The 24,816-nt window shown below is 57.1% G+C and carries 20 protein-coding genes; 5 read left to right on the forward strand and 15 right to left on the reverse strand.

All coding sequences use genetic code 11. The features are described 5' to 3' along the window. Window positions 1-260: 260 nt before the first annotated feature. From BMX55_RS12545 to BMX55_RS12580, 7 genes are all read right to left on the reverse strand, one after another. The gene (locus tag BMX55_RS12545) at window positions 261-632 is read right to left on the reverse strand and encodes a hypothetical protein (RefSeq protein ID WP_091458231.1); all 372 of its coding nucleotides are present in this window, start codon (window positions 630-632) and stop codon (window positions 261-263) included. 61 nt (window positions 633-693) lie between these two features. Then, window positions 694-3,834, reverse strand: a complete 3,141-nt coding sequence (locus BMX55_RS12550; protein ID WP_091458233.1) for an efflux RND transporter permease subunit — start codon at window positions 3,832-3,834, stop codon at window positions 694-696. Window positions 3,835-3,850: 16 nt separating this feature from the next. Beyond that, entirely contained in the window at window positions 3,851-4,969 is a 1,119-nt protein-coding gene (locus BMX55_RS12555; protein WP_091458235.1) for an efflux RND transporter periplasmic adaptor subunit, read from the reverse strand. After that, complete coding sequence (locus BMX55_RS12560) at window positions 4,966-5,586, reverse strand: hypothetical protein (RefSeq protein ID WP_342707687.1); 621 nt, start codon at window positions 5,584-5,586, stop codon at window positions 4,966-4,968. The genes BMX55_RS12555 and BMX55_RS12560 overlap by 4 nt, the downstream gene beginning before the upstream one ends. Next, complete coding sequence (locus BMX55_RS12565; RefSeq protein WP_245751440.1) at window positions 5,583-6,842, reverse strand: TolC family protein; 1,260 nt, start codon at window positions 6,840-6,842, stop codon at window positions 5,583-5,585. Before BMX55_RS12565 ends, BMX55_RS12560 begins: the two co-directional genes overlap by 4 nt. Window positions 6,843-7,488: 646 nt before the next feature. Further along, entirely contained in the window at window positions 7,489-8,865 is a 1,377-nt protein-coding gene (gene chrA / locus BMX55_RS12575) for a chromate efflux transporter (protein ID WP_091458240.1), read from the reverse strand. Then, window positions 8,855-9,808: a chromate resistance protein ChrB domain-containing protein gene (locus BMX55_RS12580; RefSeq protein WP_091458242.1), complete on the reverse strand. Its 954-nt coding sequence runs from the start codon at window positions 9,806-9,808 to the stop codon at window positions 8,855-8,857. Before BMX55_RS12580 ends, chrA begins: the two co-directional genes overlap by 11 nt. Window positions 9,809-9,903: 95 nt before the next feature. Between BMX55_RS12580 and BMX55_RS12585 the strand changes: the two genes are divergently transcribed. Next, complete coding sequence (locus BMX55_RS12585) at window positions 9,904-10,959, forward strand: DMT family transporter (protein ID WP_091458244.1); 1,056 nt, start codon at window positions 9,904-9,906, stop codon at window positions 10,957-10,959. 296 nt (window positions 10,960-11,255) lie between these two features. Here the strand turns inward: BMX55_RS12585 and gyrB are convergent, their stop codons facing one another. Both gyrB and dnaN read right to left on the reverse strand, forming a co-directional pair. Then, complete coding sequence (gene gyrB / locus BMX55_RS12590; protein WP_091458246.1) at window positions 11,256-13,874, reverse strand: DNA topoisomerase (ATP-hydrolyzing) subunit B; 2,619 nt, start codon at window positions 13,872-13,874, stop codon at window positions 11,256-11,258. 146 nt (window positions 13,875-14,020) lie between these two features. Beyond that, the gene (gene dnaN / locus BMX55_RS12595; protein WP_091458248.1) at window positions 14,021-15,127 is read right to left on the reverse strand and encodes a DNA polymerase III subunit beta; all 1,107 of its coding nucleotides are present in this window, start codon (window positions 15,125-15,127) and stop codon (window positions 14,021-14,023) included. Window positions 15,128-15,449: 322 nt separating this feature from the next. Here dnaN and sucC point away from each other — a divergent pair, with 322 nt between their 5' ends. The 4 genes from sucC (at window position 15,450) to BMX55_RS12615 (ending at window position 19,271) form a co-directional block, all read left to right on the forward strand. Then, a complete protein-coding gene (gene sucC, locus BMX55_RS12600) occupies window positions 15,450-16,610 on the forward strand; it encodes an ADP-forming succinate--CoA ligase subunit beta (protein ID WP_091458250.1) in 1,161 nt (386 codons plus the stop codon). An 18-nt stretch (window positions 16,611-16,628) separates the two neighbouring features. Next, on the forward strand, window positions 16,629-17,525 hold the full coding sequence (sucD, locus tag BMX55_RS12605; protein ID WP_091458251.1) for a succinate--CoA ligase subunit alpha: 897 nt from the start codon (window positions 16,629-16,631) through the stop codon (window positions 17,523-17,525). Between the two features lie 194 nt (window positions 17,526-17,719). Beyond that, window positions 17,720-18,514 carry a Stp1/IreP family PP2C-type Ser/Thr phosphatase gene (locus BMX55_RS12610; RefSeq protein ID WP_091458253.1) on the forward strand — a complete coding sequence of 265 codons (795 nt, stop codon included), beginning with the start codon at window positions 17,720-17,722 and terminating at the stop codon, window positions 18,512-18,514. 85 nt (window positions 18,515-18,599) lie between these two features. After that, window positions 18,600-19,271, forward strand: coding sequence for an FHA domain-containing protein (locus tag BMX55_RS12615; RefSeq protein WP_091458289.1), 672 nt, complete (start codon window positions 18,600-18,602; stop codon window positions 19,269-19,271). A gap of 15 nt (window positions 19,272-19,286) precedes the next feature. Here BMX55_RS12615 and BMX55_RS12620 read toward each other — a convergent pair whose 3' ends face one another. The 6 genes from BMX55_RS12620 to BMX55_RS12645 all read right to left on the reverse strand — a co-directional run bounded on the left by BMX55_RS12620 (window position 19,287) and on the right by BMX55_RS12645 (window position 24,808). Continuing rightward, entirely contained in the window at window positions 19,287-20,873 is a 1,587-nt protein-coding gene (locus BMX55_RS12620; RefSeq protein WP_091458255.1) for an HD family phosphohydrolase, read from the reverse strand. A 73-nt stretch (window positions 20,874-20,946) separates the two neighbouring features. Next, the gene (locus tag BMX55_RS12625) at window positions 20,947-21,417 is read right to left on the reverse strand and encodes an FKBP-type peptidyl-prolyl cis-trans isomerase (protein WP_091458256.1); all 471 of its coding nucleotides are present in this window, start codon (window positions 21,415-21,417) and stop codon (window positions 20,947-20,949) included. Between the two features lie 12 nt (window positions 21,418-21,429). Further along, window positions 21,430-23,115 carry a response regulator gene (locus BMX55_RS12630; protein ID WP_091458259.1) on the reverse strand — a complete coding sequence of 562 codons (1,686 nt, stop codon included), beginning with the start codon at window positions 23,113-23,115 and terminating at the stop codon, window positions 21,430-21,432. A gap of 54 nt (window positions 23,116-23,169) precedes the next feature. Then, window positions 23,170-24,009 (reverse strand): M48 family metallopeptidase, encoded by an 840-nt coding sequence (locus BMX55_RS12635; RefSeq protein ID WP_091458261.1) that lies wholly within the window; start codon window positions 24,007-24,009, stop codon window positions 23,170-23,172. Between the two features lie 15 nt (window positions 24,010-24,024). Next, window positions 24,025-24,498: a bacteriohemerythrin gene (locus BMX55_RS12640; RefSeq protein ID WP_091458262.1), complete on the reverse strand. Its 474-nt coding sequence runs from the start codon at window positions 24,496-24,498 to the stop codon at window positions 24,025-24,027. A gap of 82 nt (window positions 24,499-24,580) precedes the next feature. After that, the gene (locus BMX55_RS12645; RefSeq protein ID WP_091458264.1) at window positions 24,581-24,808 is read right to left on the reverse strand and encodes a DUF350 domain-containing protein; all 228 of its coding nucleotides are present in this window, start codon (window positions 24,806-24,808) and stop codon (window positions 24,581-24,583) included. Window positions 24,809-24,816 lie beyond the last annotated feature (8 nt).

Here is a 24,816-nt window from a genome sequence, read left to right on the forward strand (position 1 = left end):
AGTTACGCATATACGGTCACGCTTCCCCTCTGTCGCAGATGCTTTTTTGAGGGTGCTGGCTTGCGGGCCGGGGCGATTCAGCAGGCCAATGCCTGAGCTAGAGAGAATGCCTGCTAACAGCCAAGGGCTTGCGTGTTCAAGTAACAGCTTCACAGCGGACGTTCCCGTACCAAAGAGGACTACGGCACCGGCACCCAATGCAGCAAACATCTCGCTGTTCTCAGAGCATTCATCACTACATTTCAGTCGCTCTGGGGGAGTTACTTCACCGTGAAGCGGACAGTTATTGTCTTGTCACCAAAACCGGTCAGGGTTGCGACTACCTTGGAGCCTTTGGTCAACTTGATATCCTTTGCCTCAAGCTTGTTTGCCCCAGTGGAGCTCAGCGTAGCTTCGGACTTTTCAGCTCCGTTCAGTACAGTCAATTTCCCGCTTGCCTTGTTCACATCAGCAGGAGCGTCATGGTCAACCACGTAGATGGCAGCACCATTTTCTTGAGGCACCAGCTCAAACGACAAGTCTCTGGCTGACTGGACGATGCCACCATGTTGTGGCTTGGCACCGCCATGTGCCATTGCGTTCAAGCTCACCAACGACAAGCCCAGAATGGCAGCAGAAATTAGCTTCTTCATGAAAAATCCTCTTGGAAGAATGAGGCGCATCACGGGCTGCGCCTCAAAGCCCGTAAAAGTGTCAGAAGGCTTCCTGACCAGAAGCGGACTCTTGAGCCTCTGGTTGCTCGAAAAGCAGTCGTTCGGTCGCTTTCTTGCCAAACGCTAGGTACATCAGTGGGGTGAGTAGCGTGTCCAGAATGGTCGAACTCACCAGACCACCAAAGATGACCACAGCCACGGGATGCAGAATCTCTTTGCCCGGGGCGTCTGCAGACAGCAGCAGTGGTGTCAACGCGAATGCTGCAACCAACGCTGTCATAAGCACTGGCGTCAAGCGCTCCAGAGAGCCACGAACTACCATCGTCTCTCCAAAGGTCTCACCTTCAAACTTGCACAGGTTGATGTAGTGGCTAACCTTGAGAATGCCGTTACGTACAGCAATACCAGTCAGGGTGATGAAGCCCACCATAGAGGCAACCGACAAAGTCACACCAGACAGCCACATCGCAATAACGCTACCGACCAGCGCTAACGGAATGTTGGCCATGATGATGAGTGCTAGCGTCGTTGAGCGGTAGCGCGAGTACAGCACCAGGAAGACCAGGGCCAAGGACATGAGCGACAGGCCCAAAATCTTCTGAGCGGCTTGCTCTTGCGCTTGGAACTGACCTTCCAGTGAGATGGAATTGCCACTCGGTAACGAGGTACTTTCAATCACCGCTCGGATATCGCGCACGATACGGCTCATGTCTGAACCATCGGTGTTCGCATACACAACAATGCGTCGGCGACCATTTTCTCGACCGATTTGATTAGGGCCGTCGGTCTCTGTCACAGTGGCAATAGAGGAGACAGGGATGCGACCCGAAGGTGTATCGATAAGCGTACGCGCTAGGTCTTGGGGGCTGCGTGCCTCATCTGGCAAGCGCACAACCAACTCATAACGACGCGCACCATCGACAATCTGTGCTCCATGTGCGCCGTCCGTGAGCGTTTGCAATATGCGAATGGCTTCACCGGAGGACAAACCAGCCTGTGCCGCTTTCTGGTGGTCGATTTGCACCGTGATTTGCGGAATCAACACCTGCTTTTCCACAGTCAGGTCAACCAGCCCGGGTACGGTCGAAAGTCGCTGACGCATTTGTTCGGCCAGCCCGCGCAGGGTATCGGTGTCATCACCTGAAATCTTCAAGGCAATTTGCGCTCGCACACCAGACAGCAAGTGGTCCAAACGGTGAGAAATAGGCTGCCCCACGGCCACTTGTGCGGGAAGAACAGATAGTTTCTCCCGAATATCTGCCATCACAGCTTCCCGTCCGCGATTGCTGCGTTTGAGGTCAACGTCAATTTCAGCAGAGTGAACTCCCTCGGCATGCTCGTCCAACTCTGCACGACCAGTGCGGCGACCCACCTGAGTAACTTCTGGAACTTCGCTAATCAGCGTTTCAGCCAATGAGCCCATGCGGTTCGCGCCTGCCAGTGAGGTACCAGGATTGAAGACCATACCCAGCACCAGCGAGCCTTCATTGAATGCCGGCAGAAATGCCCTTGGAAAAAACGGCACACTTGCTGCGGCAACCGCGACAGCCAGAGCTGCCGCGCCCATCAGAGCCGTGCTGCGAGGAAACGACCATACCAGCAGGTGCTCATCCCAACGCTTGAGCCACTTAACAATGGGACTGTCGCCGTGGTCCAGACGCTTCATTTTGGGCAGCAAATAGGAACACAGGACTGGTGTCACCGTCATCGAGACAAGCATCGAGGCCAAGATGGAGATGATGTATGCAATGCCCAGCGGGGAGAAAAGACGCCCTTCGACACCTGGCAAAGCAAACAGAGGAACGAACACCAGAACCACGATGGCCGTGGCATACACGATGCCAGAACGTACCTCGACACTGGCTCTGCGCACCACCTCAAGAGTGGAAACTGGGTACTCTAGCTCCCGGTTTTGCTTCAAGCGCCTCAGGATGTTTTCTACGTCAACGACGGCATCATCCACCAACTCGCCAATGGCAATCGCAAGCCCACCCAATGTCATCACATTGATGGACTGCCCCATTAGCTGGAACACCAGAGCAGTCACCGCCAATGACAACGGAATTGCCACCAGCGAGATGAGAGTAGTCCGAGCTGACAGCAAGAATGCAAACAAGATGATGGCTACCATGATAGCGCCGTCTCGCAAAGCCTCAGTGACGTTGCCAATGGAGGCCTGGATGAAATCAGCTTGCCGGAACAATGCACGAGGTTCGCTCAGACCTGCGGGACGACCTTTGTTCAGCTCTCGCAGTGCTTGTTCGATATCACGTGTGACTCGTACCGTGTCCGCTTCCGGCTGCTTCTGGATGCTCACGATGACAGCCGGAGAGCCGTTGTACCCGCCATCGCCTCGCTTCATCGCTGGTGCATAGCGAACATTTGCCACTTGCTCCAGATGTATCGCTCGTCCTTCGGACCAGGCCACCGCAATCGTCTGAAGGTCTTCTACCTTGTTGGTACGACCAATATGACGAATCAGATATTCGCGACTATTGAGGTCGATGAATCCGCCGCCGGCGTTCCCAGCAAAGCCTTTCAGCGCAGCTTCAATCTGTGTAAGACTCACCCCAAACTGCGCCATGCGCGCTGTGTCGGGCTCTACCCTCAGTTGACGTACTTCACCGCCAATAGGGATGACTTGCGATACACCTTGAACGGCCAATAAGCGCGGCCGCAACACGAAGTCTGCATATTCACGTGCCTGCATGGGTGAAGCTGTTGCACCCTTGTCATTCACGTTGAGGGGCAAGGCCAAGAGCATGATTTCGCCCATGATGGACGAGACAGGCCCCATGACAGGTACCACATCTGCGGGCAAACGCTCCCGAACAAGGGAAAGACGCTCTGCAACCAATTGGCGATTGCGGTAGACGTCAGTTCCCCAGTCAAACTCGGCATAGAGAATAGATAAGCCGACACCAGACATCGAGCGCACCCGCGTCACGCCAGGCATGCCGTTCAAGGCGGTCTCTATCGGAAAGGTGACCAGTTGCTCCACTTCTTCGGGAGCCATGCCACCTGCTTCCGTCAACACAGTGATAAGCGGTTTATTGAGGTCAGGAAAGACATCAACAGGGGTGCGCAGCGCAGTGATGGTGCCGTAGACCATCAGTATTGCTGCGAATGCGAGCACAAACAGCCTGTTGTGCAAGCTGCTTCGGACAATCCAGTTGAACATTTACGTTAACTCCTGCTCAGCGGATTTGCGCGATGAGTGATGCGCCTTGTGTCACCACACGATTCTCATCACCCAACCCCTTGGTCACAACGATGCGAGTTGCGTCAAGCGCTTGGTATTGAACAGGCTGAGGGATGTATCGCTCGGCACCAGACTTAATCCATACGACAGGCTCGTTAGCTGGATTGCGCGTAATGGACTCTGCTGGCAAAACATAGCCTTTGATGGACTGCTTGGCGTTCGCAATGACCGTGATGGGCTGTCCAATAGCCAACGGTAACTCTTTGGCGCTGCCGCTGGTACTCGCCTTGAACGTGATGGGTAGAACACCTTCGCGCAGGCTGCGACCAATACCGACTAGCTCAAGCCGAACGTCAGGTGAGCCCTTGACCGAAGCATTGCTGATACTTGCTGCCAGTGTTGAATCAGCGGTCGTCGCTTCCACCATGACCTTGGCCGGGTCAGTTATCTCGAACAGAACATCCTTAGTTTCAACGACTTGGCCAATCACTACATTGGAACGAGCAATCACCCCTGAGACCGGAGCAACAACCGACTCTTTGCTTGAGAGACTCCCACCGATAGCTCGCTCCCGAGCCGTAAGGCTTGCCAGCTCGCTTTGCGCAGACTCAATCTCCTTACGAGGAACTGAACCCTCAAGACCTTTCAGACGGTCCACGCGCTTCTGTGCAATGTCACGCGCACCTTGAAGTTCGGCCAGTTGTGCACGTTGGCTGGCTAATGCCAAAGGGTCGGCTTTAAAAACCACGGTAGCCAGTACATCTCCTTTACGCACTGCTTTTCCAGCGAATGGAAGTCCCGTACGGCCTGCGTCCACCTTCCCCCCCATGACTGCCTGTACCAGACCACTCGCATTCGGGTCTGCGACTACTTTTGCGGGTAGTTCCATCGCAATGTTTGCGTCACTTTGCAATGCAATCTGAGTACGAATGGCGAGTCGACGTTGCGACAGCATCGGAACATTGACGCTGCCATCAGGTAGCCGTCCCAAACCTGTCGCCGATGGTGTGGCGCTTGCGGTATCCAGATGTTCTCCGTTGGGGCCATGAGCGCCAGGAGATGCTTGAACAGTTCCGGCAATCAGCGCTAGAGAAAAAATAACTGCGGACTTCACTGTGTGCCTCCCTTAACGCTCACGTTACGCTTGCTTGCCGAACGGCCCAAAAGCCACCCCGTCCCACCGGCTGCCAGAAGTGCCGCAAGTGCGAGCCCCCCGTAAATCAGCTTGTTGTTATGACCATGTCCATGCTCTGCATCACCTGAGGTCGCGGTGGGTTTACCCACCTCAAGCGTTCCATCAAGCAGGTCTGATTCATTGCCATCCACCAAGGTGATGACCAAGGCATGCGAACCAGGCGTGGAGAGCGCTTTGAGAAAGCTCTCATCAGCTACGGCATAGTCACCTTGGTCAGAGTGGAAAGGTGCCGTGGCCTTGAGCTCTCCAAACTCGACTTCAACCTTTGCACCATCAACTGGCTCATTGGTAGCAAAGCGGTTGATGAACATGGAAAGCTCTCCGCCCTGTAAACGTCCAACCAACTCATACGCCTCAGACTTGGCTTCGAATCTGGGGTTTGTGGAGGTCGCGCCAGCCTTTGGAGCTCCATCTAGGTGCTCACCATTAGGGCCGTGTGCTCCCGGAGATGCGCTGACGTTGGTGAAGAGAACGGTCAATCCGCTCAGTACGAGAAACCGCTTCAAGGTCATTAATACGTTGGATTGTTTATTCATGGCAGTTGACCGTAGGCCTGTTGAAGTCGTGCACGTGCAAGTCCCATCGCCGCTTCCTGGCGAGCAACGCTGAACTCGGATTGGGCAGAGGCGTTTGTGGCCCGTAGAAGTTCGAGAAGAGCTGTTTCGCCGGCGTTAAAGGAGCTGCGCATCAACTGAGAACGCTCCTTCAACATCGAAGACCTAGCTTTCTCCGCTTCGAGCTGGGTGTGGATTGACCGAAGATGGGAGGTGGCGTTGTCGACAGCTGCTACTAAAGCGGTTCGCCGCACTTGCTCACGACTTTGTGCAATCTCAAGCTCTGATAGCGCAGCCGCCTCAAGCGGCGCATTCCGGTCCGCAGTACCTAATGGGATGCGAAGGGCAACACCAAGGCTGTTGGCGGACCCCATTCCCCGTCCACCGACGTCCTGGCGCATGGATGTGATGAGCTCGGGGGCGTCACGTTTGGACTTGTCAACTAAAGTCACACGCTTTTGAGCAACGGCCACTTGTTGAGCCACAAAGCGCAATTCAGGATGTTCCTCCAGATTACGTGCCACGACCTGCTCCATGTCCGCAGGCAAAGTACTTGGTACTTGCACAAGGCCTGTTAACGCTGTCCATTGGCGCTTCGCAGCGCCCAATTGTTGGATAGCTTGCGTATGCGTCGTTTGTGCATTCAGTAATTCGCCCTTGGCCGCCAGTGCGTCAGTCCGTGCCAAGTCTCCTGCGCTTACTCGTTTGTCAACGTCATCTGCAATTGCTTGGAACAAGGCAACTTGCTGTTCAGTCAATTTCATGCTGGCTTCAAGCTCAGCAATTTGCCACAGGAGCTCACGCGTGGACTCGGCAACTCGAAGCCGCGCTTCATCATGGGATAGTTTCGAGAGCTCCAGTGCCGCGCTCGCCACGTCTTGCTTTGCAGCCTTTTGTCCAGGTAGCCATAAAGGAACCGCAACGCTTATTTCAGTCTCACGCGCGCCCTTGTTGCTTTGCAGCCGGTCATTACGGTGTGAGACCTCCACGAAAGGCGGGGCAGCCCATAATGCTTCCGCACGAAATTTTTCTGCTTGAGCTTGCCTATTGAGGCCAGCGACCTCGGAAGCGGCTACAGCACGTTTCCAAGCTGCCTCGAAGGCGGAAACAAGAGTAGTTTTTGCAGTGGTGCTAGTTTCATTGAAACTGATAGCGCTATTTTGCGGCTGCGCATGAGACACGCACGCCAGCATGAGTCCAGCAATGGTGCAGGACCTCAAGACGATTAAGAAATTCACAAAGCCTCTAGTTGCTCGGCGCACCAAGTGGCTCCGCCAGACAGGGTCAAGCGGGCTAGTTGGACGCAGGGAAAGGGATGGCCTCAGCAGTTGAAGCCGACCGAAACAGCTAGGCGATGTGTTTGGGAGGGCGTCTAGGCCCTTCCAGAATGGGATAAGGCAATTTCGCAGTCACCCATTCCAATGGTGATGCAGAGGTCCAATCAGGCACGAAGACGCTGGAAAGGGATGTGTCCAAAGATGCACTGGGCAAGCTGTCACTGACAAGGTGCAAAACAGAGTCAGAAGATTGGTCAATAGACACAGCACCATCTTTGTGGTGGTGTCCAGCCTCCTGCAGGTGCAGGACGGCGTGCTCGCGTTCTTCAGTTGATGCAAATGCAGGAATCTGACCTGCCACCGCGACGGCTTGCCAGAAAAAGCTCAGCAACAGAAAGAAGATGCCTAGACAGCGACACATAACCGAAAATTATATCTGATGGCAAATTACATTAAATTCCTGTGGTAAGCCGATTTTTCTGGGGCTAGATGAGCCTAAGCCCCCAATCGAGACCTCACTTTGGCACGGAACTCACTGTATGAAGTGCGCGTTCAATGCGGTCAATTTTGGGGCGTTCACGGGTAACCGACTTCATCACTAGCCTCCTCAAACATTGAGATGGACAGCAGCAGCGCCGAACTGGAAGGCTAGGCCGGCGATACCGGAACCAAGTACGACTGGAATGACACCCACCTTGAACCGAAACAGCGCAAGACCTGCGGCCAGACCAATGAAGGCAGAGGCCCACTCAAAGTGGCCACTCAGGCCCTGCGGCCACAGCACGTGGTATGCGAAGAACACTGCGAGGTTGACAATGACCCCTACGACGGCTGCCGTGATACCGGTCAGCGGTGCGGTGAACTTTAGGTTGCCGTGCGTCGACTCGATGAATGGGCCACCGAGCAAGATAAAGAAGAACGATGGTAGGAAGGTGAAAAATGTGACGACCGTTGCCGCTGCCGCGCCGGCTAGAAACAGGGAGTCGCTGCCGAAGATGGCTTTCGTCCAGCCGCCAACGAAGCCAACGAAGGCCACTACCATGATGAGCGGTCCTGGAGTCGTCTCGCCGAGCGCGAGGCCGTCAATCATCTGTGGCGCGGTGAGCCACTGGTAGTGGTCAACGCCGCCTTGATAGACGTATGGCAAAACTGCATAGGCTCCGCCAAATGTCATCAGTGCCGCTTTGGTGAAAAACCAACCCATCTGGGTCAGCACGCCGTTCCAGCCATAGACAGCAGTCAGCGTGCCCAGCATGACAGCCCACAAGGCGAAGCTCACCACCAAGACAGTACGGAAGCACGACCAGGAAAACAGCGCATGCACCGGTGTCGGCGTATGGTCGTCGATGAGAGCTGCACCGTAGGCCTTCTTTGACGCGCCGTGCCCGCCGCCGGCTCTGAACTTGTCGGGTGCGTATTTGCCACCAAAGTACCCGATAAGACCGGCCATCAGCACGATGAGTGGGAACGGTAGGTCGAGGGCGAAGATGGCTACGAAAGCCCCTGCCGCAATCCCCCACAGCCAAGCGTTCTTCAGCGCCCGAGAACCGACGCGATAGGCGGCGTGAACCACTAGGGCGGTCACGGAGGGTTTGATGCCGTAGAACAGCCCTGCGATGACAGGTATGTTGCCGAAGGCCATGTAGACCCACGACAGTGCGATGAGGATAAACAGCGACGGCAGCACAAACAGCCCGCCAGCAACGATGCCACCCCAGGTTCGGTGCATCAGCCAGCCGATGTAAGTCGCCAACTGTTGAGCTTCGGGGCCTGGAAGCAACATACAGTAATTGAGGGCATGCAGGAACCGGTTCTCCGAAATCCAGCGCCGCCGAACAACAAGCTCCTCATGCATGATGGCTATCTGCCCGGCGGGTCCGCCGAAGCTGATGAAGCCAAGCTTGAGCCAATATTTGAAGGCCTCGGCCCGTGTCAGCTCCTGTGGCTGGGTTTCAACCGAGTCGATGGCGGTCTCAGTGGTCATGGGACACCTGCATGGCAGCGTAGTAGGCGTCGAACGCCGGGAGAGCCGCAGCCAGTAGCGCGTCGTCGTCCGCGTGCTGGGCTTGCAGGCCACGGATGAGCATCTCGAAGCCGGGGGCCTCATCGGCGGGAATGCCGCCGATGTCGATGTAATGCACAAGACCGGCGAGCCGCTGGAGCGCTGGGTCTTTGAGCAGCCCGAAGCTTTGGGCTACGACCTCGAAGGTCACTTTTCCGTCCACGTGTGTGAATGCGGCCCCGTCAAAATCGTACCCCAAGGCTGACTTTGGGCACTTCTTTGGTTCACTCAGCCAGATGAAGGTCGGCTGTTTGTCGACAAATCGTTTGACCAGCCAGGCCGTCCCTAGGCGGTCGACCCACGGCCGCTGGCGTGTAGCCCAGATTCGGCGCTGGTAATCGGCGGTATTGAGGGGTTGGATGACCGTGCCGATAGACCCGGGCTCATCCGGGGAAAGATGCAGTTCGACCTCTCGTCGCAATGCTGCCATCGCCTCTTTCGCCTTCTGACTTTCCTTGCCAGGGAAAAAGTCGTTCGCTTGGATACTTTGTAGTTGTTGGTCGAGTCCTCGAAGGAGCTTATGCAGTTGCACTTCAGTGGACTTTCTGATGGCCGCACGAGCTTCCTTGATGGTCTGGAGCAGTTCCGTGTAGTGCTCGGAGCGGTCGAACAGCGTGCAGAACGTCCTTTCCTGGACGTCGTCTCGCGCCTCGACGACCAGCATGTGGGCTTGTGCCCCCGCTTCGGCGATGGTGCGCTCGAGGGCCCAGAGCGCCGGTGCTGTACTTGCGTGCTCCGGCAGCACGTAGACCCCCTCACGCAGGGTGCCGGCACCGGTGGCTTTCAAAGAGCGCCACACACGCACGCGCAGCCCGCTGGGATTGGTCGGCAAGGTTGCCGTGAGGACAAGCCATTTTTTTAACATGAAGCAATTATTTCATAAAAGATATAAATGCTACAAGAGTTATTGTATGCAGTACGCTGAATGGCCCTAGAGACAAATGTGTAAAACTTGCACCGATGTCCCTCCGTTCCGCCTCCCCCGCCCTAGCTGCGGCGCTCCTCTTCGGCGCAAGCACCCCCCTCGCCAAGCTTTTGGTTGGCAACGTTCCGCCGCTGCTGTTGGCGGGATTGCTTTACCTCGGAAGCGGCATAGGTCTTGCCGCGCTGCTGTTGGTTCGCCGGGTGCGCAATCCAGAAACAGCTGCTGAGATGCACATTCCTGGAGCGGAGTGGCCCTGGCTGCTAGGCGCTATATTGTTCGGGGGCGTGGTCGGACCTGCTCTCCTGATGTGGGGGCTGACACAAACCGACGGCGCAACCGCATCATTGCTCCTGAACATTGAGGGCGTGCTGACGGCGGTGCTGGCTTGGCTCGTGTTTAAGGAAAACGCCGACAGGCAAATCGTCCTGGGCATGGTGGCTATCGTGGCGGGTGGTGTGCTGCTGTCTTGGGAGCCTGGTGGAGCTAGCTTGTCTGCGGGCACGTTACTCATCATCGGTGCGTGCCTCGCCTGGGCCATCGACAACAACCTAACGCGCAAGGTCTCGACCAATGACGCTATGGTGGTAACCTGCCTGAAGGGTCTGTTGGCAGGTGCTTGCAACACGGGATTGGCCCTAGTTTCGGGTGCGCAGTTACCCCAAGCGCAGGCGACCGGCTCCGCTATGGTGGTTGGCTTCCTGGGGTACGGTCTGAGTCTGACGCTTTTCGTCGTAGGCCTACGTACCCTCGGTACTGCCCGAACTGGCGCTTACTTTTCCGTGGCCCCGCTCTTTGGTGTCGGCATCTCATTGGTGCTATGGCCCCAAGCCCCATCGGTTCTGTTCTGGGTGGCAGTTGTGCTGATGGTGCTTGGAGTTTGGCTGCACATCAAGGAGCGACACGAGCATGAGCACACACATGAAGCGCTGGAGCATATTCACAGCCACCGACACGATGAGCATCACCAGCACGCGCACGGGTTTCCATGGGACGGTCAGGAGCCACACGTGCATCCTCATGGGCACATTGTGCTCACCCACAAGCATCCGCACTACCCGGACGTTCACCACCGTCACGGGCATTCGCATTGAAGCCGGTATCTGGTTTCGGCTGGTTCGGGTTTCACGCCATCAGTTGCGTCGACACAGCGAAAGTTGCTTCAGGGCTATCGGATTAAAGCCTGGGTCTATCAGGACTTGCCTTCAAGCCTGAAGTGTGACCTTGCCCGTGAAAAGGGGTGTTCTTGAATCTTTGTCACTTGCTCTCCAGCAGTCCAGACTGATGCGCTGCAGCTTATAGAAGGGGACTCACAGAGCAAGAAAACCCATAAGTTTCTCAACTTATGGGTCTCAATTTCTCACCTTATGGGTTCATCTACAATGGGGCATCAAACGTCGATATTACCCGCCCGCAGCGCATTGGTTTCAATAAACTGGCGGCGCGGCTCCACCTCGTCGCCCATCAGCATGGTAAACACGCGGTCGGCCTCGATGGCATCTTCGATTTGCACGCGCAGCAAACGGCGCACCTGCGGGTCCATCGTGGTTTCCCAAAGTTGCGCCGGATTCATCTCGCCCAAGCCCTTGTAGCGCTGGCGCGCCGTGGTGCGCTCGGCTTCCGAGATCAACCAGCGCATGGCTTGGCGGAAATCGGCCACCTTTTCTTCCTTCTGGCGTTCTCCCTCGCCGCGAAGCACCTTGGCACCATCGCCCAGCAGGCCCCGGAAGGTAGCTGCCGCTTCGGCCAGCGCTGCATAGTCGGCCCCCAGCACAAAATCTTGCGTGATGACACTGCTCTTGACGTTGCCGTGGTGGTGGCGGCTGATGCGCAGCAGCGGTTTGTCGGTACGGGCATCAAACTCCCCAGCCACCGTGGCCGGGGTGCCGGAGGTATTGAGTTCACGCAGCTTGACCTCTAGCGCAGCGGCACTGGCCTCAGCCTCGGGCAAGGTGTCTAAGTTCAGCGCCACGCCATCGGCCACGGCCCGCAAGGCTTCGGCATCCATAAAACCAGACAGGCGGGCGATCACTCCCTCGGCTACTTGGTGCTGGCGAGCCAGCTCGGCCAAGGTGTCACCGCTCAAAGTTTGGGGCGCAGCGCCGCCAGTGGTAACGCTGGCATCTTTGAGCGCAATGCGCAGCAAAAAGCCGTCCAGTGCCGCAGCATCTTTCAGGTACAACTCTTCTTTGCCAGCCTTGACTTTGTACAGCGGCGGCTGGGCAATGTAGATGTGGCCGCGCTCCACCAGTTCGGGCATTTGGCGGTAGAAGAAGGTGAGTAGCAGGGTACGGATGTGCGCACCGTCCACGTCCGCATCGGTCATGATAATGATGCGGTGGTAGCGCAACTTGTCGATATTGAAGTCATCGGCCCCGGCCTTGCTACCTTCCATGCCATCGGTGGCTGCCTTGCCAATGCCTGTGCCCAGCGCGGTAATCAGCGTCAAGATTTCATTGCTGGTCAGCAGCTTTTCGTAGCGGGCTTTTTCTACGTTCAAAATTTTGCCGCGCAGGGGCAAAATGGCTTGGAACTTGCGGTCACGGCCCTGCTTGGCCGAGCCTCCGGCTGAGTCGCCCTCCACGATGTAAATTTCGCACAGGCTAGGGTCTTTTTCTTGGCAATCGGCCAGTTTGCCGGGCAGACCCATGCCGTCCAACACGCCCTTGCGGCGCGTCATTTCGCGGGCCTTGCGTGCTGCCTCGCGGGCGCGGGCTGCTTCCACAATCTTGCCGCAGATAATTTTGGCGTCCACCGGGCGCTCTTGCAGAAAATCGGTCAGCAGCTTGCCCACAATGTCTTCCACCGGGGCGCGCACTTCGCTCGATACCAGCTTGTCTTTGGTCTGGCTGCTAAATTTAGGCTCGGGCACCTTCACACTCAGCACGCAGCACAGGCCCTCACGCATATCGTCGCCAGTCACCTCGACCTTGGCCTTCTTGGCAAAATCGTTTTCTTCGATGTATTTGTTAATCACGCGCGTCATCGCGGCGCGCAGGCCGGTCAAATGTGTGCCACCGTCGCGCTGCGGAATGTTGTTGGTAAAGCACAGCACCTGCTCGCTGTAGCTGCTATTCCACTGCATGGAAACTTCGACGCCAATGTGCGTGCCGGGAATGCCGCCGTAGGTCTCGGCTGGGCGCTCGCCCGCAGCGTAGAAGGAAGTGGGGTGCAATACCGTCTTGCCCTTGTTGATGAACTCCACAAAACCGCGCACACCGCCCGCACCCGAAAAATCATCTTCTTTGCCGCTGCGCTCGTCTTTCAGGCGGATACGCACGCCATTGTTCAAGAACGACAGTTCGCGCAGGCGCTTGGCCAAAATCTCGTAATGGAACTCGTTGTTTTCTTTAAAGATGTCGGTATCGGGCAAAAAATGCACTTCGGTGCCGCGCTTGTCGGTGTCACCCACCACCTTCATGGGCGAGACCTCAACGCCATCAGCCGCTTGCATAATGCGGTTTTGCACAAAGCCCCGGCTAAAGTCTAGTACGTGTACTTTGCCTTCGCGGCGCACCGTCAGGCGCAGTTTTTTGCTCAGGGCATTGACGCAGCTCACGCCCACACCGTGCAAACCGCCTGAGACTTTGTAGCTGTTTTGGTTGAATTTGCCGCCCGCATGCAGCTCGGTCAGGGCGATCTCAGCGGCACTGCGCTTGGGCTCGTGCTTGTCATCCATCTTCACGCCGGTGGGGATGCCCCGGCCATTGTCGGTCACGCTGATCGAGTTGTCGGTATGGATAGTGACGACGATATCGTCGCAATGCCCGGCCAGCGCCTCGTCAATCGAGTTGTCCACCACCTCAAACACCAGATGGTGCAGGCCGGTGCCATCGGAGGTGTCGCCAATGTACATGCCGGGGCGCTTGCGCACCGCTTCTAGCCCTTCCAAAATGGTGATAGCCCCTTCGCCATAGCCCTCACTGGCCCCTGCCTGATGGGCATCAATCTTAGTGACGGCGGGGAGGGTGTTGCCGTTGTCTTCGGGCAGGGAATGTTCAGCGGTCATGGGGTCAGCCTTGGCAATGCGGGAGAAACCGGAAGGTCACAATAGGAAAAAAATCAAAGCGCCGCCAGCACCCTACAACAGCAGTACTGGCGGCCAGAAACAAGCATAACGGTGCGCAGAGCGGCGCTCAAGGCACCGCCACCGTTTTAGATACGCATAGGCATCACGACATACTTGAAGCTATCGTTGTCGGGGATGGTCAGCAGCGCCGAGCTGTTGCCGTCTTGCAACTGCACCTTGACCATGTCTTGGCCCATGCTGGTCAGGGCATCGATCAGGTAGGTGACGTTAAAGCCGATCTCGATGGCGTTGCCACTGTAGTCAATATCGAGCTCATCCATCGCCTCTTCTTGTTCGGCGTTGTTGCTAGCCACGCGCAGCACGCCCGGCTCTAAGTTCAGGCGCACGCCCTTAAACTTCTCGCTGGTCATGATGGCTGTGCGTTGCAGACAGGCCAGCAGCGGCGCGCGGCCCAAGGTGATGCTGTTGTGGTGGTTTTTCGGGATCACACGGTTGTAATCCGGGAATTTGCCCTCGACCAGCTTGGTGACAAACTCCATCGCGCCAAAGCTAAACTTGGCTTGGTTATGCGCAAAGCACATTTGCAGCGCACCATCGGCATCACTGAGCAGGCGTTGCAATTCAATCACCGTCTTGCGCGGCAAAATCACTTCCTGCTTAGGCACTTCCACATCCAGCGTGGCACTGGCAAAAGCCAAACGGTGGCCGTCGGTAGCCACCAGGCTCAGGGTATTGCCCTCGGCCACAAACAAAATACCGTTCAAGTAGTAACGGATGTCTTGCACTGCCATCGCAAAAGCCACCTGCCCCAGCAGGTTTTTGAGCGTCTTTTGTGGCACGCTAAACGTGGGGCCAAAGCTGGCCGCCTCTTGTACCAGCGGGAAATCCTCTGCTGGCAACGTCTGCAAAGTAAAGCGGCTCTTGCCGCCCTTGAGCACCAGCTTGCTCTGGCTGTTTTCAATAGCCACGGTTTGGTCGCTGGGCATGGTGCGCAAAATGTCGATCAGCTTGCGCGCATTCACGGTGGTGGCAAAGTCGCCGGTATCGCCGCCCAACTCTGCCGTAGTGCGAATTTGGATTTCCAAATCACTGGTGGTCAACTGCAAGGCATTGCCGGTCTTGCGCAGCAGCACATTGGCCAAAATGGGCAGCGTATTGCGGCGCTCCACGATACCCGCCACCGACTGCAACACCGCAAGCAATTTGTCTTGGGGAGCTTTTAAAACGATCATCCGTGTGTGCGTGAACCCTCGGCATTCGGGCCAAGGAGGTAAAAACAAGCAACGTGCCGCGTTGCCTGCTGTGGTGGCGTACCTGTCACGTCCATTTTTGCCACCTGTTGATAACCATAGCCGTCATTGCACTGCCCTGCGTGGCAATGGCAATGCGGCATACCTTGCACAGCACCTTGCGCCATGCTGTATGTGTAAGTTCGTCATAAGATATGACGCCTCACAGCATGATACATTTGCTAGCTGCCATGTCCCAAGCCCGCCGCCAGACATACCGCCCGGCAGGCGGGTGAAATCCCTTTCCTGAGAGAGACGAGACCTCATGAAGATTCACGAATACCAAGGCAAGGAAATCTTGCGTCAGTTTGGTGTGCCCGTTCCCCGTGGCATTCCTGCTTTTACCGTACAAGAAGCGGTAGAAGCCGCACAAAAACTCGGCGGCCCCGTGTGGGTTGTCAAGGCCCAAATCCACGCCGGTGGCCGTGGTAAGGGTGGCGGCGTTAAGGTAGCCAAGACCATTGACGACGTCAAGCGCATCGCTGGCGAAATCTTGGGTATGCAACTCAAGACCCACCAAACTGGCCCCGAAGGCCAAAAAGTGCGTCGCCTGTACATCGAAGACGGTGCCGACATCCAGAAGGAATACTACGTTTCCATCGTGACCGACCGCGCTACGCAAAAGCTGGCGTTCATCGCTTCGAGCGAAGGCGGTATGGACATCGAGGAAGTGGCCCACTCCACCCCCGAAAAAATCGTCACCGAGTTCATTGACCCGCTGACCGGTCTGGGCGAAGAGCAAGCCACCAAGATCGCCAATGGCATCGGCCTGCCCGCCGAGTCCACCGCCCAAGCCGTAGACATCTTCCAAAAGCTCTACAAGTGCTACATGGACACCGATGCCTCCTTGGTCGAGATCAACCCGCTCAACCGCGACAGCAAGAACAACCTGATCGCCTTGGACGCCAAGTTCAACTTCGACGCCAACGCGCTGTTCCGCCACCCCGAAATCGTGGCCTACCGCGATCTGGACGAAGAAGATCCGGCTGAAGTTGAAGCCTCCAAGTTCGATCTGGCCTACATCAGCCTCGATGGCAACATCGGCTGCTTGGTCAATGGTGCTGGTTTGGCTATGGCCACCATGGACACCATCAAGCTGTTTGGCGGCGAGCCAGCCAACTTCTTGGACGTGGGCGGCGGCGCTACTGCTGAGAAGGTGACTGAAGCCTTCAAGATCATGCTCAAGAACGAAAACGTCAAGGGCATCTTGGTCAACATCTTCGGCGGCATCATGAAGTGCGACACCATTGCCAGCGGCGTGATTACCGCTTGCAAGGCGGTGAACCTGTCTGTGCCACTGGTCGTGCGCATGAAGGGCACCAACGACGAGCTGGGCAAGAAGATGCTGGCCGACTCGGGTCTGCCGATCATTTCTGCCGACACCATGGCCGAAGCCGCAACCGCCATCGTGGCCGCCGTCAAGTAAGCCCGCAGAGGAAACAACATGTCGATCTATATCAACAAAGACACCAAGGTCATCACCCAAGGCATCACGGGCAAGACTGGCCAGTTCCACACCGAAAAGTGCCAGGAATACGCTAACGGCCAAAACTGCTTCGTCGCAGGCGTGAACCCCAAGAAGGCTGGCGAGTCGATCTTCAACATCCCAATCTACGCCTCCGTCAAAGAAGCAGCCACGCAAACTGGCGCTACCGTGTCGGTGATCTACGTGCCCCCAGCAGGTGCTGCAGCCGCCATCTGGGAAGCCGTTGAGGCTGATCTGGACTTGGCCATCTGTATCACTGAAGGCATCCCCGTCAAGGACATGCTCGAAGTGCGCAACCGCATGAAGGCCAAAGAAGCCGCAGGCGGCAAGAAGACCTTGCTGCTGGGCCCCAACTGCCCCGGCATCATCACCCCCGAAGAAATCAAGATCGGCATCATGCCCGGTCACATCCACCGCAAGGGCCGCATTGGCGTGGTCTCGCGTTCGGGTACTCTGACTTATGAAGCCGTGGCCATGCTGACTGAAGTCGGTCTGGGTCAATCGACTGCTGTCGGTATTGGTGGCGACCCCATCAATGGCCTCAAGCACATCGATGTGATGCGCGCCTTCAATGACGATCCTGACACCGACGCCGTCATCATGATCGGTGAAATCGGTGGCCCCGACGAAGCTGAAGCCGCTCGCTGGTGCAAAGACAACATGAAGAAGCCTATCGTTGGCTTTATCGCTGGTGTGACTGCCCCTCCCGGCAAGCGCATGGGCCATGCTGGTGCGCTGATCTCTGGCGGTGCCGACACGGCCGATGCCAAGCTGGCCATCATGGAAGAATGCGGCTTTGTCATTACCCGCAATCCTTCTGAACTGGGCAAACTGCTCAAGGCACAACTGAAGTAAGCAGGGCCTTGCCTGACACGCTGGCCCTGTGCCGGGTGTCTGCACCAACAAAGCGTCTGTGGCCTGCGTGCCTCAGGCGCTTTGTTGTTTCTGCGGGCTAAATGGGTGACCGCTTGGTCTATCATTGAACCTGCCTGCGTTCCCACACCACCCGCTTCGGCTTCGCCTGAACCTTGGGCAACCCTACCAGACAAATGAAATACGCGTTCAGCGCCTGCACCGACCAAGGTCGTGTCCGCAGCAACAATGAAGATGCCGTCAGTATCGACCACCAAGCCCAAGTGGTCGTGCTGGCCGATGGCATGGGAGGCTACAACGCCGGAGAGGTGGCCAGCCACATGGCCACCGAGCTGATCCGCACCCAAATGGCCCGCTGGCTGGCACAAGCGGCCCAGCCGCTACAAAGCCAACAGGTGCGCCAAGCGCTGGAGTCTTGTGTCGAACACGCCAATCTAGCCATCTTTCAGGCTGCGCAAAACCATGCCCAATATTCGGGCATGGGCACCACGGTAGTGGCCAGCGTGTTGTGGGATAACCAACTGATGCTGGCCCATGTGGGTGACTCGCGCTGCTACCGCCTGCGTGCTGGTCAGTTGTTGCAAATTACCCGCGACCACTCTTGGCTGCAAGAGCAAATAGATGCCGGGCTGATTACCCCAGAGCAGGCTGCCCAATCGGGCCAGCGCAATCTGGTCACGCGGGCTTTAGGGGTTGAAGAGGATGTGCTGGTTGAAAGCAATGGGTTTACCGTAGAAGCCCACGACTTGTTCCTCTTGTGCTCTGACGGTCTGAGTGAAATGGTGCACGACACCAACCTGAGCAGCATTTTGAACACCGAGGCCACGCTGGAAGAAAAAACCCAGCAGTTGGTTGATGCAGCCAACGCCCACGGTGGCCGCGACAATATCAGCGTGGTACTGATTTATGCCGATGGCCCCCTGCCTACCCGCAAACGCAGCTTGGTGTCACGCCTACTGGGCTCGGCATGAAGCGTACGACCCCATTTTTCATGGCACATTGCGTGCTTTCCACCCCCTCCATTACCAACCAACCCACCAACCGCAGGAACAGGCCATGCCCAAACTGATCGTCTCGATCGACGGCGTAGTCATCAAAGAATTGCAGCTCACCAAAGATCGCACTGCGCTCGGTCGGCGGCCCTACAACGACATCGTTATTGATAACCTTGCCATCAGTGGTGAACATGCCGTATTGCACATGCACCCCAGCGGCGTGGAGGTTGAAGACCTAGAAAGCACTAACGGCACCTATGTCAATGGCAAGGCGGTACAGCGCCAGTGGCTGCATGGAGGTGACGTGATTGAGCTGGGCAAATACAAGATTCGTTTTCTGGATGAGAACGAGGCCGAAGACTATGCCAAAACCATGGTGTTCAAACCGGGTATGGTGCCGCCCATCTTGCCCGCACGCAACCGTGCTACGCCTCTGGTAGCCAGCCCGCTGACGCAGGCAGTCCCCTTAGAGCACAGTGCCAACATTCGTGTGTTGTCGGGGTCGGCAGCAGGTAGAGACGTCCCCCTGACCAAAGTGGTCACCACCATTGGCAAACCGGGGGTGGCTGTGGCAGCCATTACCCGGCGTCAGCATGGGTATGTCTTGGCCCATGTTGAAGGCCCAGATACTCCCACACACAACGGTGTACACATCGGCACCGAGCCGGTGCCGTTGCACCACGGCGATGTGCTCGAACTGGCGGGCACTGAGATGCAATTTTTGCAAACCTGATAGCGCACACACACCCTAGCAATCGATTTGCTCGGGTGCTAAAAACACCTGCGCATACTGGCGGTACACCTGCTGGCGCACAAACACCTCGTACAGATCGGGGTCAATGTGGCCGCGCTCTTTGAAGCCTTGCAAAATGCCTAGCGCCTGAGACAGCGGCATGCCTGTTTTGTAGGGACGGTCATGGGCAGTGAGGGCCTCAAAAATGTCGGCAATGCCCATTATGCGCGCCTGCCAGCTCATTTGCTCGCGCTTGAGGCCGCGTGGGTAGCCGGTGCCGTCCATGCGCTCATGGTGGCCGCCAGCGTATTCGGGCACATTTTGCAAATGCTGGGGCCAAGGCAGGCTTTGTAGCATTTTGATAGTGGCTACGATGTGGTGGTTGATGATCTCGCGCTCTGCCGTATTGAGCGTGCCCGCACGCACCATCAGGTTGTCCATCTCATCGCCGGTGAGCAGCGGGGCCTCTTGACCGGAGGGGGTTTGCCAGCGGTAGCTGCGGCCAATCTGACGCACGCGCTGCACATCAGCCTCGACCATGCGCTCGCCGCCAATGTTGGCGCGGCGCAAAAAGTCGCGGTCGGCATCGCATTGCGCCGCAAAGGCCGTGTATTGGGCTTGGGCTTGGGCGGCATCCATGCCTTGGGCAATGGCCTGCCATTGGCGCACCAGTGCATCGCGCTTAATCACTTCCCAGCGGGTATCGACCTCGTGGATGCGGTCGTGCAGGGTTTGCAGCTTGGTGGCCTTGTCCACTACATGCACCGGGGTAGTAACCTTGCCGCAGTCGTGCAGCAGGGCGGCAATGCGCAGTTCGTAAAAATCTTTGTCGCTCAACCGCACCTGCGCCAGCGGCCCCTCTTGCGTGGCATTGACGGCTTGGGCCAGCATCATGGTGAGTTCGGGCACACGCTGGCAATGGCCGCCGGTGTAAGGCGATTTGTCGTCAATCGCCACGTTGATGGCTTGGATAAAGCCTTCAAACAGTGCTTCTAATTGGTACAGCAGTTGCCGGTTGTTGAGCACGATGGCCGCTTGTGAGGCCAGCGATTCGGCCAAGCGCTGATCAGCCTGTGAGAAGACGCAGACTTGGCCGCTATCGGGGTCGAGAGCATTGAGCAGTTGCAGCACCCCAATCAGCGCGCCCTCGTGGTTTTTCATGGGCACCGTCAGGAACGACTGCGAGCGGTAGCCGGTGCGCTGGTCAAAAGCGCGGGTGCCAGAAAAATCAAACCCCTCGGCGGCATAAGCATCGGGGATGTTGACCGTCTGGCCGGTGTTGGCGGCAAAAGCGGCCACCAGATGGTTGTTGGGCGAGCCATCGGCTTTTTGCAATGGCAGCTCGTGAAACAGGCCAGAAATAGGCTGACCACTGGTGCCGCCCAAAGCAATACCCAGTGAATCGGTACACACAATCTCAAACTGCAGATGGCGTCCATCTGCACTGAGTAGGTAGAGGGTACCGCCATCGGCGTGGGTGATGGCCTTGGCAGCAAGCAAGATTTTTTCTAGCAGGCGATGGAGATCGCGCTCGCTAGACAGGGCTGCGCCAATCTCGTTGAGCTGCTCGAAACGCCGGAACAAAGCGTCTGTTGTTTCCATCAAGGCCACCTTTTTGTCTGCTGCTGCACAGGCCGTGCGCCATAGAGCCTATTGCAGCACAAATGCCTGCCTTTCAGTGCTGATGGCCGTGGGCACCATGCACATGGCGGTGGGCAATCTCAGGGGCAGTGGCAGCACGCACCTCAGTGACGGTGCCTTGAAACCGCAGCGCCTGACCGGCCAGTGGGTGGTTGCCATCCAGATGCACTTGCGTGCCTTTGATTTTGACGACATGGAACACTTGGGGCTGACCATCGGGGCCGGGGCCTTGCAATTGGCCGCCTACCTTCACCCCCGGAGGAAACTCGCTTTTAGGGATGGTATGCACCAGCGACTCATCGCGCTCACCAAAGGCATCGGCAGCCGACAACTCTAGCGTGGTGCTAAAGCCCACGGCTTGGCCGTCTAGGGCTGCCTCCACTTTGGGAAAAATACCTTCGTAGCCACCATGCAGGTAAGCGAGGGTGCCACTATCGAGCAGCTTGCCTTGGGCGCTGCTCACTTGGTAGCGAACGGTAACGGCGGTGTCAGGGGTAATGTGCATAGTGTCGATGATTCAAGGGTTAGACGGAGCCATTGTGGGCTGTAGTGGCGGCGAGTCCATACCGCGCAGACTGACACCCCCAGACTGGCGCATGTTGCGATCGCCCAGCACGGGTTTGTTGTAGGCGGTGCCCAGCATTTGCCGCCAAGGTTCGAGTTTGCTACGCAACTCGCTGGCATTGACGATGTCAGCCTCGTAGCGGTGCAACACCCGCCATGCCGTTTCGATCAGCTTGGCGTTCAGGCTGGCTACGCCTTGGGCCAGCAGCGTTTCTACCGTTTTTTGCGGTTCGCCGTTGCGGCTGGGTGCCAAGGCTTGCTCTAGCAGGCGCAGCACTTGGGTGTTGGAGGCCGTCAAAATTTCGGACATGGCTGGGTGCTTTTTGGCCGCTCCGACCAACAACTCGGCCATCGCCATCGAGGTGGCAAAACGCATCCCCAGCGTGCGTACCATGCCTTCAGTTTCTGATGGCGTGATATTGCGCGTAGACAACAGCGCCAACACCGAGAGCAGGTTGCAAGCGGCCTCAAAATCAAAATCAGGCTCTAAGACAGCCTTGGTGAGCAACTCTAGCGCCTGCAAGGTTTCGGCCTCGCCCTGCTGCATACAGGCGTCCAACACCCGCAGGGCTTGCACCATGCGTTGCAGGCGCACCGATTCTGGGTTGCGATCGACCATTTGTTGCAGCTCTTGCAGAAAACCGCGCAGTTGCTTGGGCTCATCAATTTCAAAGCGTGCCATGCCCAACAGCGCCAGCGTTTGGCCGTCAAACATTTTGGAGCCCAGACCCAAACGCCGGGCGCGCTCTAAGAAGCCAATGGCTTTTTCTTTGTCACCCAAATAGAGCGCCAGCATGCCGTGACGCTGCAAACGCGCAATCGAGGTGGGCGTGAGGTCGGTGGCGGCTTGGTGCGCTTTGAGGGCTTCTTCAAACTGCCCCATTTCCATCAGGGTGCGCGCCAAGTTGTCGTAGGCATCGGCATAAGTGTGCTCTTCTTCAACCAGCTTTTCTAGCAAGGGCTTGGCTTTATGGGCTTGGCCCATTTCTAATTGCACCCGCGCTAGGCCCAAGCGCGCCCATGAGGAGTTTTCAACCGCAATCACATCCTCGTACAGGTGCTGCGCCTGCTCAAACTTGGCCAACCGCAGCAACAGTTCTGCCCCCACACGGGCAGCAAACATATGGTACTGGCCACGTTCGTAAAAACGCGACAGGCACAATTGCAGACTGCGATCAAAATCTTGCGCATCAATGCTCTGGTAGATGTCTTGCAGGGCCACCTTGCGCTTGCGCGCCTGCGAGATGCGCTCTTGTAACCGCGCAGCCGTAAAGGGCTTGAGCAGATAGCAGTCGAGCATAGACTCAGCAGCCTCAGACACTTTACTGTAGGAGGCTTCGGAGGTCACCATAACAAAAATGGTGGCCAGCGGCAACATACCACCTCGGCGCAAATCGTCTAGCAAGTCTTGCCCTGTTACGGACTCTTGCGGAAAGTTTTGCTCGCACAGCACGATGTCGAAGGTTTGCGCCTCTAGATGCTTGCGTGCATCGCTGGCGCGTGAGACCTGTCGGATAGATTTGACACCCAGCTCACGCAACTGTGCGCTCATCACACTGCGGGTGGTGGTATTGGCATCAGCCACCAAGGCCGTAGCCTGGGTGAAGTCATTGGTCAGGGATTTGGAAGGCCAGCTCATACCTCGATTTTGCCCCGGTGTGGGCTACTGTGGTGTGAATGAAAATAAATCAGATTAGCCACCGCGCCGCGCCCCCGCATACAGCCCCTGTACTTTGGGCACGTTTTCTTCTAATTCTTGGATGCGCTGCGGGCCACTGGGGTGGGTAGACAAGAAGGCCAGCCCGCCCGTTTTACCTCCACTGGCTTGGCCCATTTTGCGCCACAAACTGACGGCGGCGGTGGGTGCATAGGCGGCGCGGGCAGCGATTTCTAGCCCCACCAAGTCGGCATCGCTCTCGTCACTGCGGCTAAATTGCAGCGTGAGCAACTGCCCTCCCAAGTTGGCGGCCAAGGTGCCCAAGTCACCCAGCCCCAGCAACTGGGCACCCAAACGCAGGCCCATGTTGGTGGCTTGGGTTTTGACCAAACGCTCACGGGCGTGTTCGCGCAGGGCGTGGGCCATTTCGTGGCCCATGACCATCGCCACTTCATCGTCAGTGAGTTGCAGTTTGCTCAGAATGCCGGTGTAGAAGGCAATTTTGCCGCCGGGCATACAAAAGGCATTGATCTGTGGGCTGCCAATGAGGTTGACCTCCCAGCGCCAACTGCGTGCTCTGGGATTCCACTGCGAGGTAAAAGGCAGCAGGCGCTGTGCGATGGTGCGCAGGCGTTGCAACTGCGGGTGATCGTCAGGGGCCAAGGCACGCTGGGCACGTGCTTGTTCTAACATCTGGCCGTATTGCTGCACGGCAGCCGCCTCTAGGCTTTCGGCGGGCACCAGCTTGCGCAGGGCCGAAGCATTGCCTACCTCCACTTGGGCCAAAGCTGGAGCAGCCACGCTGGCCCCCGCCGCCAGCAAAAAGCCACGGCGGGCCGACCACGGCGAAGAGGGAGCAAAGCAACGCTGGCACATACGGCAAAGAGCGGCTTAGGCCGACGCTACATTGCGCCGCAGCACTACAGGCTTACCCCCCAAGCGCTGCTTGCACATCCAATGCGACAAGGCCGAGTCTAAATAATCGGCATGGCCCGGAAACCAGCGTGCCAGCTCATCGGCCAGTTCGCGGCAAATGGTGCTGTTGCCTTGCGCCAGCAGTTCGCGCACTTCGAGTACCGAGTTCATCACGGCGGTGTGTTCGTCAATATGGCATTCGCGGGCTGGAAACTCTGTCTCGACCATCCAGGTTTTTTCTTCATCAAAATGCTTTTGTGCATGCATGATGAAGGCTTCAAGCAGCGCGGGCAGCTCGGCCTCTGGGGCAGTTTGCAACTGGCCCACCAGCTGCACAAACTCATGGTGGATATCGTCCATTGGCGTAAAGCCCAGCAGGAAGGCATCGCTCCATTGCAGAGTATCAGCGTCGGTGCCAGCAGGGGCAGGAGGGGTCAATAGATCGGACATGGCAAAAGCAAGAGCAGAGTTTTAGAAAGCGAAAGGCACGCCCAACCACGCAGGCCACCGGTGTGGGGGTGCGCCAGCAGCCTTAGCCACCGTGGATGGCCGCCGCCACAATGATGCTGATGCCTAAGCACATGGCAGCCACCACCAGCGCGAGGGCCTTGTTGTGTTTTTCCACAATCTCACCCCACAGGTCATAGGGGGTGAGCTTGTCAATGATGATAAAGCTGATCCAAAACACCAGCACACCCACCAAAGCAAACAGGATCGAGCCCAAAAATGCGGCTGGGCGCAGCCATTCAAGTCCCATCATGATGATCT

This window comes from Giesbergeria anulus, from assembly GCF_900111115.1.
GTDB classification, from domain to species: domain Bacteria; phylum Pseudomonadota; class Gammaproteobacteria; order Burkholderiales; family Burkholderiaceae_C; genus Simplicispira; species Simplicispira anulus.